Source organism: Butyrivibrio sp., from assembly GCF_015056685.1.
Classification (GTDB): Bacteria; Bacillota; Clostridia; order Lachnospirales; family Lachnospiraceae; genus Butyrivibrio.
Genome location: NZ_SVFW01000025.1, coordinates 1 through 17,286 on the forward strand (window position 1 = coordinate 1; position 17,286 = coordinate 17,286).

11 protein-coding genes are annotated in these 17,286 nt (G+C 39.6%); all 11 read left to right on the plus strand.

All coding sequences use genetic code 11. The annotated features are described in order from the left end of the window. Positions 1-372: 372 nt before the first annotated feature. The 11 genes from E7303_RS10145 (at position 373) to E7303_RS10195 (ending at position 17,279) form a co-directional block, all read left to right on the plus strand. The gene (locus E7303_RS10145; RefSeq protein WP_026663250.1) at positions 373-870 is read left to right on the plus strand and encodes an HAD domain-containing protein; all 498 of its coding nucleotides are present in this window, start codon (positions 373-375) and stop codon (positions 868-870) included. A gap of 86 nt (positions 871-956) precedes the next feature. Next, positions 957-1,376: a GNAT family N-acetyltransferase gene (locus E7303_RS10150; protein WP_292145163.1), complete on the plus strand. Its 420-nt coding sequence runs from the start codon at positions 957-959 to the stop codon at positions 1,374-1,376. 107 nt (positions 1,377-1,483) lie between these two features. Then, positions 1,484-2,026 (plus strand): phosphoglycerate mutase family protein, encoded by a 543-nt coding sequence (locus E7303_RS10155; RefSeq protein ID WP_292145165.1) that lies wholly within the window; start codon positions 1,484-1,486, stop codon positions 2,024-2,026. A gap of 27 nt (positions 2,027-2,053) precedes the next feature. Beyond that, positions 2,054-2,827 (plus strand): class I SAM-dependent methyltransferase, encoded by a 774-nt coding sequence (locus E7303_RS10160; protein ID WP_292145166.1) that lies wholly within the window; start codon positions 2,054-2,056, stop codon positions 2,825-2,827. Between the two features lie 572 nt (positions 2,828-3,399). Next, a complete protein-coding gene (locus E7303_RS10165; RefSeq protein ID WP_292145167.1) occupies positions 3,400-3,888 on the plus strand; it encodes a GNAT family N-acetyltransferase in 489 nt (162 codons plus the stop codon). 19 nt (positions 3,889-3,907) lie between these two features. After that, a complete protein-coding gene (locus E7303_RS10170) occupies positions 3,908-5,431 on the plus strand; it encodes a hypothetical protein (protein ID WP_292145168.1) in 1,524 nt (507 codons plus the stop codon). Positions 5,432-5,686: 255 nt separating this feature from the next. After that, complete coding sequence (locus tag E7303_RS10175) at positions 5,687-5,884, plus strand: hypothetical protein (protein WP_292145169.1); 198 nt, start codon at positions 5,687-5,689, stop codon at positions 5,882-5,884. A gap of 115 nt (positions 5,885-5,999) precedes the next feature. Beyond that, on the plus strand, positions 6,000-13,616 hold the full coding sequence (locus tag E7303_RS10180) for an InlB B-repeat-containing protein (protein WP_292145170.1): 7,617 nt from the start codon (positions 6,000-6,002) through the stop codon (positions 13,614-13,616). A gap of 217 nt (positions 13,617-13,833) precedes the next feature. Continuing rightward, entirely contained in the window at positions 13,834-15,882 is a 2,049-nt protein-coding gene (locus tag E7303_RS10185; RefSeq protein WP_292145171.1) for a methyl-accepting chemotaxis protein, read from the plus strand. 157 nt (positions 15,883-16,039) lie between these two features. Beyond that, positions 16,040-16,501 carry a hypothetical protein gene (locus E7303_RS10190; protein ID WP_292145172.1) on the plus strand — a complete coding sequence of 154 codons (462 nt, stop codon included), beginning with the start codon at positions 16,040-16,042 and terminating at the stop codon, positions 16,499-16,501. A gap of 10 nt (positions 16,502-16,511) precedes the next feature. Next, positions 16,512-17,279: an alpha/beta hydrolase gene (locus E7303_RS10195; RefSeq protein ID WP_292145173.1), complete on the plus strand. Its 768-nt coding sequence runs from the start codon at positions 16,512-16,514 to the stop codon at positions 17,277-17,279. The last annotated feature ends 7 nt before the right edge of the window (positions 17,280-17,286 follow it).

Below are 17,286 nucleotides of genomic sequence, written 5' to 3' on the forward strand. Positions count from 1 at the left end.
CGTACAGTTGGATCAGGTAAGGTTGCTACAATCGTTGAGTAATCTTAACAAACCTAGATTTTATGCAGCTTCCAGAGCTTCTCTGGAAGCTGTTTTTTGTATAGTTTTTTGATTGACTATCATGACTGGAATATGTATTATGATGGTTTATTTACAACAAATAAGAGACAAATGAATGTTGATAGAATCTTTGATATCGTTGTGTTAAGATTAAAGCATGTGTTCTTGGGAAGAGCACATGTTTTTTCTTTTTATAAAGAGGTGTTGGGGTAAATCAATATAATATGCGTATCATTATTTGTGGTTTAAATGGAGCTGGTAAAAGTACTTTGGGGAAGAGACTACAGTATTAAAAAAAACAGAGGATAAATAATGAGCAATGTAATATTCCTTGATGTGGATGGAGTCCTTAATTCGAAGTTTTGGGACAACGAACATCAACGTGAGATTAGTAATGGCAAATATATTGATTCTGAGGCTGTAAAGTTACTTGGAAGCCTTGTGAAAAGAACTAATGCTAAGATAATTCTTCATTCTGGCTGGAGATTTTGGTTTGATGAAACGATGAAACCATTAAGGACGGAAGCAGATTTTTTGGCTAACACAATGAAGGAAGCAGGCATTACGATTGCAGGAGTAACACCAGACTTAACTACGGAAGAGATAAGAAAGACCAAGAAGTTTAGCCTGGTTAAAGCTGATGAAATACTTTTGTGGTTAAAAGATAATCCCTCTGCGAATTGGGTTGTACTTGATGATCTTGAACTTCATAATAGTGAGATTGAAAAACATCAGGTAAAGACAGATGCTGAGGTTGGCCTTACTACAAAAGATGTTGAAAAAGCTATAACTATACTACTGGGAAATTAGTAAGATGGAAGAGACTATATGTTAAGACTTGAGAAGATCAATGGTAAAAACAGAATAATGAACTAATACTTGATGGGAGAAAAAAGATGGAAATAGTTTATTATGAAAGAATACCGGATTTAGATACTTATTTTGAACTTCGTAGATCTGTTGATTGGAATAATTTCTGTCCAGAACAGGCGCAGAAAGCCATAAATAAAAGTGCGTTTTTTATATTGGTACAGGATGAAGATAAGCCTATAGCAATGGGAAGAGCAGTTGGAGATGGCATGTACTACACTATTGTGGACGTTGTAGTAAGACCTGAATATCAAGGAAAAAAGGTTGGCTCAACTATAATTAGTAAATTACTTGAGCTTATTCAAACTGATGCGCCTGAAGGAGCGAGAATAAGTGTACAACTGCTGGCAGAAAAAGGAAAAGAAGAATTCTATGTAAAACAAGGCTTTAAGCTTTGCCCACACGAATTCTGTGGACCTGCGCTTAGAAAGGTGATATACACATAAGGCAGATAAGTAGAACTGTTTTTGTTAAGACTAGAAGTTATAAATAATCCTGAACTGACAGAGTTCCAATATCTTGTTGAGGGTGATAACTGGATGGTATCTGTTAAATGAGAGTAATGATAATTAGGCATGGAAAAGTACTTCATGATTGGAAAAAGTGGTGCACATCTGCTGAGTTTGATGAGCAGTGTGCGTTATATGACAAAGCTCCGATTGATAAGGCATCTGTAGATAAAGTGAACGATGATATTCAAAAGATTTATATTAGCGATTTGGACAGGACTCTACAAACTGCAGAAAAGATATTTGGAGAAGAGGATTTCAATAGGACAGCACTGCTAAATGAGGTTCCGCTTCATTCAGGATTTGATATAGCAATACGTTTGCCGTTGAGTGTTTGGAATTTTCTAGGAAGGCTGCAGTGGCTGACCGGAAATAAAAGACAGCCTGAAGTCCGGAAGCAGACTTCTAAGAGAGCAGAGCAGTTTGCGAACATGATAATAGAGCGTAATGAGGATTGTGCTATAGTCACGCATGGTTTCTTTATGCACACTTTGATTAGAATAATGAAGAATGCTGCCTTCAAAGCAGATAAAGAGCGAGTGAACTACAGGAATGGAGAAGTGATTTTACTTACAAGAAACTATTAAGGGGAAAACTAATGGGGAAGTATAAGTATGAACAATAAATCATTTGATACGCATAGAATTGCCGAGGGGTATGCAAAAAGACCTTGGTTACACAAAGGTGTAATTGATAGATTTAGAAAAGATTGTGATTTGCCCGATGATTATATGTTCAGTAATGGGCTTGATGTTGGCTGTGGTGCAGGGCTATCAACTAAAGCGCTGAAGACTATATGCAAATATGTGACAGGTACAGATATTGCAGAATCAATGGTAGAGGTATGTAATGAATTATATGGATCAGACGAAGCCTATAGTTTTTATACTGCGGGGGCAGAAGATACTTTGATACCTGATGAAAAGTATGATGTGGTATCAGCAGCAGGGATGGTCAATTGGGTTGATGAAAAGAGATTTATGGAAAATCTCATCAAAGTGACCAAAGATGAGTGTTTTATCATAATTTACGATTTCTGGATTACAGATAAAATGAAAAATGTTCCTGAATATACAAGTTGGTATCAGGATGAGTATTTGAAACGATTCCCTAAGCCACCGCGTAAAGAGAATATTTGGACTGATGCAGATTTAATAAGTGGCCTGAAAATGTATAAGCAGATCAATTATGAACTTATTCATTCTTTTTGTTTGGATGATTTTATAGACTTTATGATGATACAGTCCAATGTTAATGTCAGAATTGAAAGTGGTGATATGGCTGAATTACAGGTAAGAAGTTGGATGAAGGATACTTTATTGTCGATTTTTAAAGATAAGGAGCAGGAGCTTATTTTCGATGGCTATACTTGGTATATAAAAAGATAATACATGAGAGTTTTAACGACGAAAATAAATTTTTTGTATACAATCTTGCCGAAAATGACCTTTATTCTTTATGAAAAAATCTGAATGGATACTATCATTAACGCAGGATAAAAAAGAAGATGGTGTTATACTATAGCAGTGCATGGCCGATAGGGCTGTGCACTGTTGTACATTAAAGATGGGAATAAAAAAGCCTGAAAGAACACTTCGGTGTTCTTTTTTTCTGTATTGCATGTTATGAATCAACTGCACCCTAATTTACAAGGGTGGCCTTTCCTGGATTTCTTTTTATGAATCAACTGTACCCTAATTTACAGGGGTAGCCTTTCCTACATCGCTTATTTTGAATCAACTACCCCCCGTGTAAGGGGTGCAGTTAGCTTATTAATGTCAATTTTGAATAAATTTTTTGGAGAAAAAGGGTGCAGTTGAAAAAAACATTATCTGTCAGGAAAAATCCATAAGAAAAAAAGGGTGCAGTTGAATCAAAAAGCATCTGCAAGGAATTATTTTGGATGGAGAAGCCTGTCAATCCATGTTAGTATAAATATATTTGGAGGAGGGCAGATTTAATGGATTATAATATAGTACTTGCGTCTGAGCAGGATAGGCAGCAGATATTGGATTTATACGAGGAGCAGAAGGGCAGGGAGTTTTGTCCATGGGATGAAGATTACCCGTCAAATGAGACTATTGATTTTGATCTGTCCCGAGATGCTCTGTTTGTTATGAAAGCGGACGGAAAGGTCATTGCAGCGATATCATTAGAAGTGGATGAGGATGTAGACAAGCTTGAGTGCTGGAACAGAGATATTTTCCCAGGTGGAGAACTGGCCAGAATTGCAGTTACACCTTCTATGCAGAATAGGGGACTTGCCAGAAAAATGATGCAGCACGGGATGGAAGTATTGAAGGAACGGGGCTACAAGAGTGTTCATTTTCTTGTAAATAAGTATAACGTGAAGGCAATTAAGTGCTATGCTGTATTTGGCTATAATGTAGTAGGCGAGTGTCACATGTATGATCAGGACTTTTTGTGCTATGAAAAAGAGCTAATATGACAACCGGGAGTAAAACGTTATGGATAAGGGGAAAAAGTGGATAATAATATCGTCAGTGCTGATGGGAATACTATGCGCACTGACGATTCTTTTTGTGGTATTAAAGCAGGAAGAGACCGATATTAGGAAACTTCATAGATGGTGCAATGATGCAGGAATGTGGCTGGTTGTCATATGGCAGATTGTGCTCGTTATCATCTGCGCTATCATTTGGATCAAAGTGTTAAAAGACGTAGCAAATCCCGGGAAGACCATTCTGCGGTGCGCCAGCCTTGTGGTCACATGTCTTGCAATTATTTTTTTAGCGGGAAGTTGGTTAAATCTGGTCTTTGATTACAACTATGGAAATGTGGTGCTTCAAAAAAGCAACCTGTACCTGATAAAAACTGAAGATGACTACGGCGGATGTGACTATTCTGTATGGTCAAAGAGCAGCTTTTTTTACAGGAGGCTTGAACACGATATCGGAAATTCAGCGGACTCTGTAGCAGAAGGGATATTTTATTCGTATGTCAATGCTTTCGAAGATAACACAGGAGTGGAAATAGGAACCGCTTCTGAAGACAGTTCAAGTGAGCTCTCTGAGCAGATGAAAAAAGAGTATCAGTACTTAAATGATTTCATTGCAGTCACAGAAGATACTTTTCCTGAAAGGTTTCAGAGAGGCCTTTACTGGGAAGAAAAAGTATGCACCGAAAACAGCATCGGAAGAGTTCAGGTTCCAATCATCGATGAAAATGGGATGCAGGATCTGACTTGGTTTTGTGAGAATATCTGTCAGTGGCTGGAGTCTTGCCTTGAAAAAGTTCCCTATGAGGACGCACCCTGGCTCTACAAAGAGGTTGTTTTTGCCATGCCATCCATTTCTGATTCATTTGATCCATCACCCTATTTAAGTGGTGGGTACGATCATGACCCTTTGTATGAGGCTATATATGATTTTGTGGATAAAAAGCTGACGTCAGCAGATTATCCCAAGCATAAAGCCTATGGAATGCTTGAGTTTGTGGATGATGGAAGTGATGAGTTTTTCCCATCTGTAGAGCCTGAGTGCTCCTATACGACGAAGGATGGAGTAACATATGGCATGCTTCTGGTGGACAGAGCAGGTGGCAGCAGTTATTATTCACTGGTTGCTTACCAAAAAGGAGAAAAAACTCCGGTTATGGTAAATCGTGATCCCTACAATGGCTGCGGTGGTCAGGCGGAATGGATAACATTTATCGATGATTCGAACCTTGGATTTTCCTGTCTGTCTTATAACGGCGGTGATGATGCGCTTCTTTACAGAACTGAAGACGGAGGAAAGTCTTTTACCCAGATAAATTATCCCTCTGCAAAGGTCAAACTTTCAGATGGAACAATTTATAACCCTTTTGTAATACCGGAAAAGGTGTGGCTTGAAGATGGCAGTTTATATATGCTTGCAGGCCAGAGCCCTTGGTCAGGGGATTATTATAGTGAAGAACTTGGTAAACACCCGTCAGGACTGTATGTGTCACATGACGATGGCATGAGCTTTGAATACGTTGGGGAGCAGTGAACACACAAATTCTAAACAAAAAATAAAGTCTTTGGTTAACGAGCGGTTAATCGATTATATAAAAGCCCATTTTATGGGCTTTTTCTAACTTTTTTAAGATTTCTTTATAATTTTAATCAAATGTTAATTGGAAAAGGACGTCAATCATTCCCTTTATGATGGGGGAAATGATTGACGTTTTTTTACAATAAGATTATCAGAGAAAATCATATCTTTTGAGATAGACACTAAACTCGGACAGGAGAGGAGATGCCTATGGAACAAAGACGTGATAAACAAACATTCATTGTTAAGATCTCTAACTGTCAGAACGGCACTTGGCAGGGCAGAGTCATCTGGGCCGATGAAAATAAGATGCAGCACTTCAGAAGCGCACTGGAACTGCTAAGGCTCATAGATGATGCAACCAAGGCTGTATCTGAATTACAGGTCAAAGAAGTGTCTGGAGAGTAAAATCAAGAAATCAAACCCAAAATTTAGTAACCAAAAACAAACCAAAAACGAAAACTATTAACCGGCAACAAACGTCCAAACACAAAAGCAAATCTTTATGAGGGAGGAAATGCTTATGTTGAGAAAATGGAACCGATTTTTAGCTATCCTTCTAGCACTCGCACTTGTGACAACCACTTTTAACAGTGATTTTGCAAGTGCCCGAGTTTATGCTGAAGGAGAAGAAACTGAAGAATCCGTAGAGGAACAGGAAGAGTCTTCAGGTGAAGATGATTCCGAAGACGAAGGTTCTGAAGAAGACAACTCTGAAGAAGAATCTCATGAAGATGGAGATGAAGGATCAGGCGACGATGAACAGGGTGAAGAACAAAATGAAGAGCCTGAAACTCCAGATCCTATCGCTGAGAATGAAGAAGTAGCAGAAGCTACTGCAGAGATTGCTATAGAAGAGCCTAAGGAAGAACCAAAGGAAGAACCAAAAGAGGAGAAAAAAGAAGAAGTTCCTGCAGCAACTGAAACCACAGCTGCAGCTACAGAAAGCTCTTCTCTTTTGGAACCTATCCCTGAGGAAGCAGCAGTTGCAGCATCTTCGCTTGCTTCAGTAGAGGAAGAAGAGGAAGAAAAAGAAGAGAACCTTGTAACTGTAAAATACTATGTTACTGAAGGCGGAAGCATCTCAAGAGATGAGGAGACAGTTGATCTTAATGATGAGGAAGCAAAGTTTGAGGGATCAACAGCAACAGCTGACAGTGAAGAGTATGAGTTTAAGGGATGGAAAGATAGTGACGGCAATATAGTTACAACAGATAACACTATAGTTCCTGAAGACATTGAGGAAGACACCAGCTTTACAGCAGTATTTGAAAAGGCAGAGAAGATTGAAGAAAAGATAGTAGTGATCACTTATGAAGCAGGTGAAGGCGGAAAGGTTTCTCCTGAAAAAGAAGAGATCAATATAAACGCTGAAGAGATTATTATCAAAGGATCAACAGCTACTGCTGATGAAGGATATGAATTTGTTGAGTGGAAGGATAGCGAAGACAATTTTGTTACAGATACAGCTACTTTCGCTCCCTCTGATGTAAAAGAAAATAAAACATTCAAGGCAGTATTTAAAGAAAAGAAAATTCCAATGCCGGAAAAGAACTTTAGTGGAAGTGCATCCGGTGTAACAATTTCTGTATATGCTCCTGAGGGCGCATTCCCTGAAGGAACTCAGATGCGAGTTACAGAAGTACATGATGAAGATATTCTTGACGCTGTAAAAGAGGCAGCAGACAGCTCAGTTGATAATGAAAATCAGAAAGCTGTAGCCTTTGATATTTCTTTTATCTATGAGGACGAAGAAATAGAGCCTAAAGCGCCTATCACAGTTAAAATGTACAGCTCGATCATTGACGAAGAAAAGAATACACAGGTTGTCCATGTCGATAATGAAGGAAATACAGAGGTCATCGGAGACGCAGAGATTTCAGGAACATCTGCAGAGTTTACATCAGATGCATTCTCAGTTTACGCTATCGTTATAACAGATCCTGAAACTCTTGTTACACCAAGACGTACATACAAGTTCCAGGATGCAGACGGAACACCATATCTTTTCCCTAATGCAGTTGGAGAAGAAGTTGATAACCAGATAATCAAAGATGGCGATTCTCTTGTGGAAGTTGAATCTCCATACCATCCTGAAAGAGAATTCATAGGTTGGTACATTTATGAGAATAATGGTTATGGTGAAAAGATTGAATTTGGTCAGCCAATTGATCTGTCAGCCCTTACAGCAGATGATGAAGTTATCTTAAGAGCAAAATACAATAACCATTATATAGTTACATTCCTTGATGAAAACAGAGCAGTTATCGCATCTGAGGAAGTAACAAACGAAGAAGGAACATTTACTATCAATACCCCTTACGAACCAAAGAATCCTGAAACTTCTGCATTCCTTGGCTGGAAGCTTGATAATCCTGAGCAGCAGTCCAAGATCGAAGTTATTGATATTGAAGGAACACTTGGTGAGTATTATACAAATGGTATGAAAGTAAAAATTACAGACAATATCACCTTTAAGGTTTATAACCCTGAAGGACATTGGCTCATCTTCCATGAAAATGCTAAGGGTGCTCAGTATACACCTTCAGTATTTATAGAAAGCGATAAGATCTCAGTTGAACCTACAGCTCCAAAGAGACTTGGCTACACACATGATGGCTGGTATACAGAAGCTCCTTTAGTAGAAGGCGAAGATCCTACAGGTGAAAAGTTCGTATTTGGATCAACCATAGATAAAACAGTTAATCTCTATGCGAAGTGGAAACCAAACGACACAGCAAAATACACAGTTATCATCTGGAAATACGACCTTGACGGAAATAAGGAATATGCAGAGTCTGTAACAGTAGAAAACGGAGTAGTTGGACGGCCTGTATCAGGAATTGAAATTGATGAAGGTGACTGCTCAATTACTATTAACGGTGAAAAGTATGGCGGACCATCTGATCTCAAACATGCAGATGATGACGACCCAAATCTTAAATACGTCGGATTTAAGCCTGTTTCCTATGATGAAGATGTCATTGTAAATCCGGAAGGAAATTCGATTGTTAACGTATATTTTGACAGAATTACTTATGATTTTGAATTCAGAATTGCCTATTATAATGGAAAAAATTTATGGCAGTGGATGGATGGAAGCAGAACTCAGAAAACAGGAAATCTTAAGATTACTGCTGGTGATGTTCCTGGAGGACAGGATGATGACAGTCATATTTACTTTACAATAACTGCTAAGTATGGCCAGGATATAACAGAAATGTGGCCGGATTACTCAATGTTCAGCACTCTTGAATCCAAGATAGATTATGAGCTTGTAAGCTGGATACTTGATAAAAACGCTATGGCACATACAGCAGGTGACAACCAGGGTGGTGAGACTGTAAAGGGTAAAATAACCACAATGGATGAGCAGCTTCTTGGTAACTGGAAGAGCTCAACAGGTAACTTTGTTGATGCAAGATTCTCAAACATTGCTCCTTATCACTACACATATTACATCTGTGTTGAGAAGGCTAATTCACAAGGCACAACAGCAAGAAATACACCGGCATCGCAGTACGACACAGCAAATCCTATCGTTTACAACGGTGTTGAGTATGAGCTTTTGGAAAAGGTTCCTTCGAAATCCAATTCAGGTTTCGGTGGTCAGAAAGCTCCTGCATATACAGGATTTACGGCCCTTAGAGGAGACGATGATAAGTTTATATATACACAGATATATGACAGAACCAACACCAGAGAGCGCGGACTTGCATTCTACTACAAGAGAAATTCTGCAAGCATCAACTACATGGATGGTGCTTATAAAGACGGTGATGGACACGTTGTTGACGGAATAGCTGTTGGAGCACAGATAAAAGAGATTTCAAATATAGCATTTGGAACAGATCTTTCATCTTACAACAAGGGCGGAGCAAATTATTACGATCCGTCAAAAGACAGCTCTTTTACCACATATGATGGATTCATCTTCTCAGGATGGTATAAGGATAAAGATTGTACAGATTCATATACATTCACAACACTTGGCAACGATTCGATAACAGTATATGCAAAGTGGACACTGAAACAGTACAGAGTATTCCTTCATCCAAATGCCTACGAAGATGATGGAACTACTTTAAAAGCAGGTTACGCAATAGGTAATCAGAGCACTTCCTTCAGAGTAGACTATGGCGAGAAGGTAACACCTACAAGTCCAAAGAGTGATGATTATGAGTTTGTAGGATGGTATAGAGATCCTGAGTTTAAGACTGCATTTAGCACAGAAGCAACAGCACTTAATGACACTACAGTGACAGCAGCTTATAACAAGACAGAGTCTACTGAAAGAAACCAGTACGGCGACGTTACAGAAGATAGAAATTCTGACACAGCAAGACCTTGGATAGAGAGAAAGCTTGACCTTTATGCTAAGTGGAGAAGCACACTTGCAGGAGCAAACGGAATAGGCGTCGAGTATATTATCGATGACGACCTTACAGCAGTAACTGATTCCAAGATCTATGCAGACAATTCCGCAGCAGTAGCAAAGAACTGTCCTGATGATAAGGTTCCTGAAGGAATGAAGTTCGCTCACTGGGTAGTTCAGAAGTGGAACGGTCAGGAATATGTTGACTCAGCTATAACTGTAGGAGCTGAAAAGAGCTACACAGTTTATAAGAGCTATGCGAAGCAGACAGAAGATGAAGGCAGCACACCGGATAATCCTAAGTATACATACACAGTAAGACTTAAAGCTGTATTCAAGGAAAACAAGGATGATAACGTAATCCTTACCAAGATCGTTTATAACGGTAATGGCGGAACAACATCACTTGTATCAAGCGAAGCAGACAACCTGGTAGTTTCTGATGATTCTAAAACAGCTACATATTCAAAGCTTCAGATAAATGCAGCGCTTGATATAACAGATCAGAGTTTCACAAGACCGGGATATGAATTCCTCGGATGGGCAAACGAAAATCCTGGCGCTGAAACACCAGACTATAAAGTTGGCGATAAGGTTGGTGTAGATGAACTTGATCCCACAAGCAATACACTGTATGCAGTATGGAAACTTGCACCAATCGATGTAACAGTAACTATTAAGGGCCATCAGGGATCAGATGTATACGATGGAGAATCACATACTACTACAGGATATGACGTAAAATTTAGCGATAGCAGATATTCAGAAGACTATATAGAATTTACCGGTGAAGCTAAAGCTACAAGAACTGATCTAGGAAAGACTGATATGGGGCTTACATTATCTCAGTTCAGCAACACAAACGATGGCTTCAATGTAACATTTGTAATTGAGGATGGCTATCAGGAGATTACTCCGGTAACAGATAAGATTACAGTTAAAATCACCGGTAACAACGACTCTTTTGACTACGATGGAGAATCACACACTGTAACCGGATACGATGTGACAAGTATCAGTAATCCTCTTTACACAGAAAACGACTTCTCGTTCAGTGGCGGCGCAACAGCAACAAGGATCATAGCCGGAACAACCGACATGGGACTTGTAAAGACACAGTTTGCAAACACAAATCCTAAGTTCACAAATGTAGAGTTTGAGGTAGTTGATGGCTATGTTGAGATCAAGCCTATAAGCGTAACAGTTACAATTGAAGGCCACAAGGATTCTAAGGTTTACGATGGCAAAGCACACACAGTAACAGGATATGATAAGGAAATCAGCAATCCTCTTTACACAGCAAATGACTTTACATTTAGCGGCTCGGCAACAGCGACAAGAACTGAAGTTGGAACGACTTATATGAAACTTTCAGCAGGTCAGTTCACTAACACAAATACAAACTTCGATGTAACATTTAAAGTAACTGACGGAGAGATGGAGATCACTCCTGTAACAGAAAAGGTAACAGTTACAATTACAGGTAACACATTAACAAAGCCTTATAACGGAAGTGAACAGGAGGTAACAGGATACACATTTGCAAGTGACAACACTCTTTATACACAGGACAGCATAGCATTTACAGGAACTGCCAGGGCAGCCGGAACAGATGCTGATACATACCAGATGGGACTTGCAATAACTCAGTTCTCAAATACAAATAAAAACTTTACAAATGTAGAATTTGTAGTAAAGGATGGCTGGCTTAAGATCACTCCTATCACTGCAAAAGTTACCATCACAGGTAATCACGATGCAGTAACCTATGATGGAGCAGAGCATGAAGTAAGAGGATTTGAGAGTATCACATACAGCACTCCACTCTACAAGAAAAGCGACTTTAGATTTGACGGAACAGCAGTAGCTAAAAGAACTGAAGCCGGCACAACCAACATGGAACTTAAGCCGGAGATGTTTGTTAACCTGAATACTAAAAACTTTGAAACTGTAGAGTTTGAGATCATCGACGGTTATATTACCATCGTTCCTGCTGGAGAGGTTGTAGTAACGATTACAGGTAACCATGACAGCTTCGACTATAACGGAACTGAGCATGAAGTATCCGGTTATACATTTACATCAAGCGATCCTCTCTACACAGAAAAAGACTTTACATTCGAAGGAAATGACAGTGTAACAAGGATTGATGCCGGAACTGATTACATGGGACTTACAGAAGAAGATTTCACTAACATAAGTGAGAACTTTGAGAAAGTAACCTTTGTAGTAACAGACGGATATATTACTATCAATCCAATAGCAGTAACAGTAACGATCACAGGAAATAACAATACTTACGTATATAACGGAAGTGCACAGACTGTAGAAGGATATGAAGCAGAAGCTGATAGCGAGCTTTACAGTGTAGATAGTGTGATCTACAACGGAAATGCCATAGCTCAGCGCACAGACGTTGGTACAACTCCAATGAACCTGGATGCCGGATTATTCGAAAACACAGCTACTAACTTCAATGATGTTACATTCGTAATTGAAAAAGACGGATTCGTTACAATAACTCCTCTGGAAGTAGTAATTACTGTAACAGGTAATACCAAGGAAGAGACCTACGACGGAAAAGAGAAGGAAGTAACAGGATACACAGCTAAGGCTAATAGCGATCTGTACCAGCTTTCAAAGGTTAATATGACAGGCCAGGCACTTGCAAAAGGAACACTTGTTGGAACATACAACATGGGACTTAAGGCAGAGCAGTTCACAAATACTGATGAAAACTTCAATGCAACCTTTGAAATAGTTGATGGTTATCTGACAATCAAAGGCAGAGGTGAAGGCGAGAAATTCCTTGTAACTCTCATTACTGATGATGTTGAAAGACCATACACAGGCCAGGTTTACAGCGGATTTGGATATCACGCAGAAGGTGGAAAGAACGTAAATGCAGCGGCAGCAGCTGTTAACAGAGTAGTAGATTTCATAAGCGGAATTATTACACCAATATCAGCAGGAGCAGCAGATGGAACTTCTTCAGATCCTGATATCACGATCGACGGAGTGACCTACAAAGTAACCGGACTTTCTGTAAAGGTAGCAGAAAGAGATGCAGGCAAGTATCCACTTACAATCAGCGGCGACATGGTAATTCTTGATGAAGCCGGAAATGATGTAACAGATCAGTTTGCAGAAGCTACTAAGAAGGAAGGAACTCTTACGATAACTCCAATGCCTATCACAGTAACATCAGGAAGTTCAAGCAAGACTTACGATGGAACGGCTCTTACTAACAGTGAGATCACAACAGACAGGCCATGGGGCGAAGGCGACGCAGTTGGATACAATATTACAGGAAGACAGATAGAGGTTGGCGAAAGCGATAATACATTCGATGTTATCGGAGCAGGTAATACAAACCTTGAAAAGAACTATGTAGTAACTAAGGCTTACGGAAAACTTACAGTAAGTGATGCTGTAGTTCCTCCAACACCAACACCAACACCTACACCTACCCCAACTCCAACACCAACACCGGATCCAACACCTACACCTATTGATGACACACCTACTCCAACAGCACCAGCACCTGCACCAGTAGCACCTGCACCGGCACCATTACTTACAGGAACACCTGATCCTGCAGTACTTGGAGCACAGAGAGCAGCCAATCAGGCAGCAGTTCTCGGAGCAAGAAGAGCTAAGACAGAAGATTCTACAAACGATGCAGCAAGGCTCTTTGCAATAATCATTGCGGCAGCAGTGGCTATAACACTTATGGCTACCAAGAGACGCAAAGAAGAGGAATAACAGAAATTGATACTGAGGAAGTGCATATTTATAACTAAATAAGTGAAAGAGCTATCGGCCAAAATGCTTGTCGGTAGCTCTTTTCACGTAAAGATTTGTCAGAAAATATATTTAATAATGAATATATATTTACTTAATAGTATGTTTATAATTATAGGTTATACTTAAATGGAATGACGATACAACGTATTTTAATACATTTATCAGGAGGTTATCCATGGGTGCAAAATCAGAAAATAAGACCACATCTTCGCCAAAGGCTATAAGCACTAAACTTTCAGTTCTGTTTGTGGCAATGCTTGTTGTTACAATTCTTGTGTCTGAGGCTATTACATTTTCTCTTGGCTATTCCATGATCAAGAAACTGATTTACAGTTCACTTCAGAATGAAGTATCAGTAGATGCCAGTAGCATTAATAGAGAGCTTAATTCGACATTCTACTATTTAAATGGCGTTGCCGATTCTATTGAGCAGAACGAATTTGCTACAAATGAGGATCTTATGCAGTATCTTACAGGAACGGTTGGAAGATATGACCTGATCCCAACAGGAGCATACGTAATGCTTAATGACAAGACATTTCTCTATGCGGCTGATCCAACCTATAAGATTGAAGATTGTACCGATAATGTTATGTATAAGGCGGCTATGCAGTATACTAACAGCTGGTTTTACTATTATGATGTACCTTACTTTGACAAGGTTACAGGTGCACTTTGCGCATCTGTAATAAGGCATGTTCATCTTAAGGATGGGCGCGAAGGAGCTTTTGCGGCTGATCTGTTCTTGTCTTTTGCCCAGGAATCACTCAATAACGTCAAGATCTATGATACGGGCGGAGCTATGATGGTCACCAGCCAGGGATTGATCCTTACATATAGGGATAATCCTGAAGTTTGTGGAACTCTTATCGCCGATAATGCTGATAATAAGTTCCTGACTGCGATTGGAAAATATGTAGCTGAGGAATCAGGAAAAGAAGCTCATGAAGTTGTAAGTACTAAGATTGGCGGAGAAAAATATTATCTTGTAAGTGCCGATGTAAGTGGTACAGACTGGTATGTAATTCTTTATGCTAAGCAAAGCGAAGTTTTGGCAACACTATTCAAACTTGTTATTATCCTGATACTTGTTGCAGTAATAGCGGTTGTAGCAGTAATCGTTATAATGAACATTGTTCTCAGGAAACTTATTAAGAATCCTGTTACAAGTCTTACTGATAATATTGAGAAAATTTCGGGCGGTGATTTTACAGTCAGCATATCATCAAATGGTGATGATGAAATCGCATATATGAACAATGCGATGGGCGACTTTGTAAATGGTATGAGGTCATCTCTTAGTGAGATCATGGATGTATCCGGAAGACTTATGGGAGATGCCCAGACTTCTAAGAGTACTGCTGAAGATCTTGAAGATGCAGCTAATGAGCAGTCTTCGAGCATGTCACAGGTTCGTGAGAATATCGACAATATGGCAAAGGCTGTCAATGAAGTTGCTGAGAATGCTACCGTTCTTGCACAGACAGTTGCAAATGTAACTGAGCAGGAGCAGCAGATTGAAGAGACTATGAATGAACTTGTTTCAAAGGCAGATTCCGGTCAGCATGAGATGGCGAGCGTTGCAAATGGAATGAATGACATAGTTGAGTCCATGAAAGATATGGCTGATGCGGTTTCAAGCGTAGATGAAGCTGCTGATAAGATCAATCAGATTGTGGATCTTATCAATTCTATTTCTTCACAGACAAACCTTCTGTCACTTAATGCCAGCATTGAGGCTGCAAGAGCAGGAGAAGCAGGAAAAGGCTTTGCAGTAGTTGCCCAGGAAATTGGTCAGCTTGCACAGAACTCTGCAGATGCTACCAAGCAGATCGCGGATATTATTAAAGATATGTCTGGAAGAGTTCAGCAGCTTTCTGAGAAATCAGAGACCAATACACAGCTTATCAATAACAGTGCAGAATCAGTAAATACAGCTGCAACTACATTTAAGGAGATCACTCAGCAGTTGTCGGATGCCAACGTTACACTTTCTGCAATGGCAGAACATATGGAGAAGGTTAACGATGTTGCAACCAATATGGCTTCCGTATCTGAGGAGCAGTCAGCATCTACTCAGGAAATCGCTGAGAATGTTGAAAAAGTAACAGAGGCTGCCAAGGGAGTAGCTACATCTTCAGAGCTTGTTGCAAGTGCAGCATCGTCAGTTTCTGAGGCTGTTGATACGATCAATGGAAATCTTGAGAGATTTACAATCCAATAAAAATAAAAATAATTGACTTTGAAAATGCTTTGAGGGCAGTGTTCCTCAAAGCATTTTTTGTCTTATTTTTACAATAATGATAGTTTATTTGACTTGGAGCAAAAAAGCTTATAGAGTTAAATTGAGGTAATTTATTTTATCAGGGGGTTTTTATTCTATGAGTGAAGCAAAACAGATGCTATTTGCAAGAAATGTGATATGTATTTGCATTGAAAAAAAGGAAAGCGGAGATTATATTGGTTTATTGTGGCACCAATATTCTGATGATCCCATTGAGTTTAACGGAGTTAGCGACATGCTGATGCTCATGGATGATCTTTATGATGAGTGGGATTTTCCACAGAGGAGCCTTGAGAAAAGAGAATTCAATAAGACCAGGGACTATGAAGAGATGAATGGTGATCCTGACAACCTTGTGATCGATAAGGTTCAGGCAGCATCGGGAGTTAAGAATGTCCAGAATAAGAAGGGGAGCCTTGGTACATTTTTCGTTCAGGTTAAATTCAGACAGAACGCTACATGGCAGGGAACTGTGATCCATGCAGAGTCCAACAAGAAGTTTGATTTTACCAGTGCGATGGGACTTGTTGAAATTATTGATAAGTCTATGAGTAATTGAAGGGTTAGGAATGAAAAAAAGATTTAAGAAAATTGCGAAATGGGTCGCATTAGCTATTATTGCTGTGATAATCGTCGCAGCGATAGGCTTCAAGATTTATACCCAGGGTTATTATAAAGCTGATATGGAAACCATAACTGCTATTGAGACAAGGCTTGAAGCAAGCGTGAATTCGTACTCGGATGAGAACGGAACTGTATTTCTTCCGGAAGCATCTGTGCCCAGGGCAGTCATAGTTTTTTATCCCGGAGGTAAAGTGGAATACAAGGCATATAGCGGCCTTATGTATGAGATAGCAAGCCGTGGGTATATTTGCATCTTGCCGAGAATGCCGGAGAACCTGGCCTTTTTGAGGATAAATGCTGTTGATAAGATCACTGCCAAATATGCGGCTGATGTGGATTCGGTCAAAAATCTTGACTGGTACATTGCAGGGCATTCATTAGGCGGAGTTGCAGCATCTTTGTATCTTGAAGATAAAACAGATGAGTATGCTGGTATTATCCTTTGCGCGTCATATCCCAATACGGATTTTTCTGATAAAGATATAAGGCTTTTGTCCATTTACGGGGCAGAGGACAAAGTTTTAAAGGCTGATGCTTACGAGAACAGTAAGGCATATTGGCCGAAAGATTCTGAAGAATATATCATTGAAGGTGGAATTCATTCATATTTTGGATGCTATGGGATTCAGAACGGGGACGGAACTCCCAAGATATCTAACACAGAGCAGATTGCTGAAACAGCGGATATGATTGCTGCCTGGATAGACGACTAAAAATAAG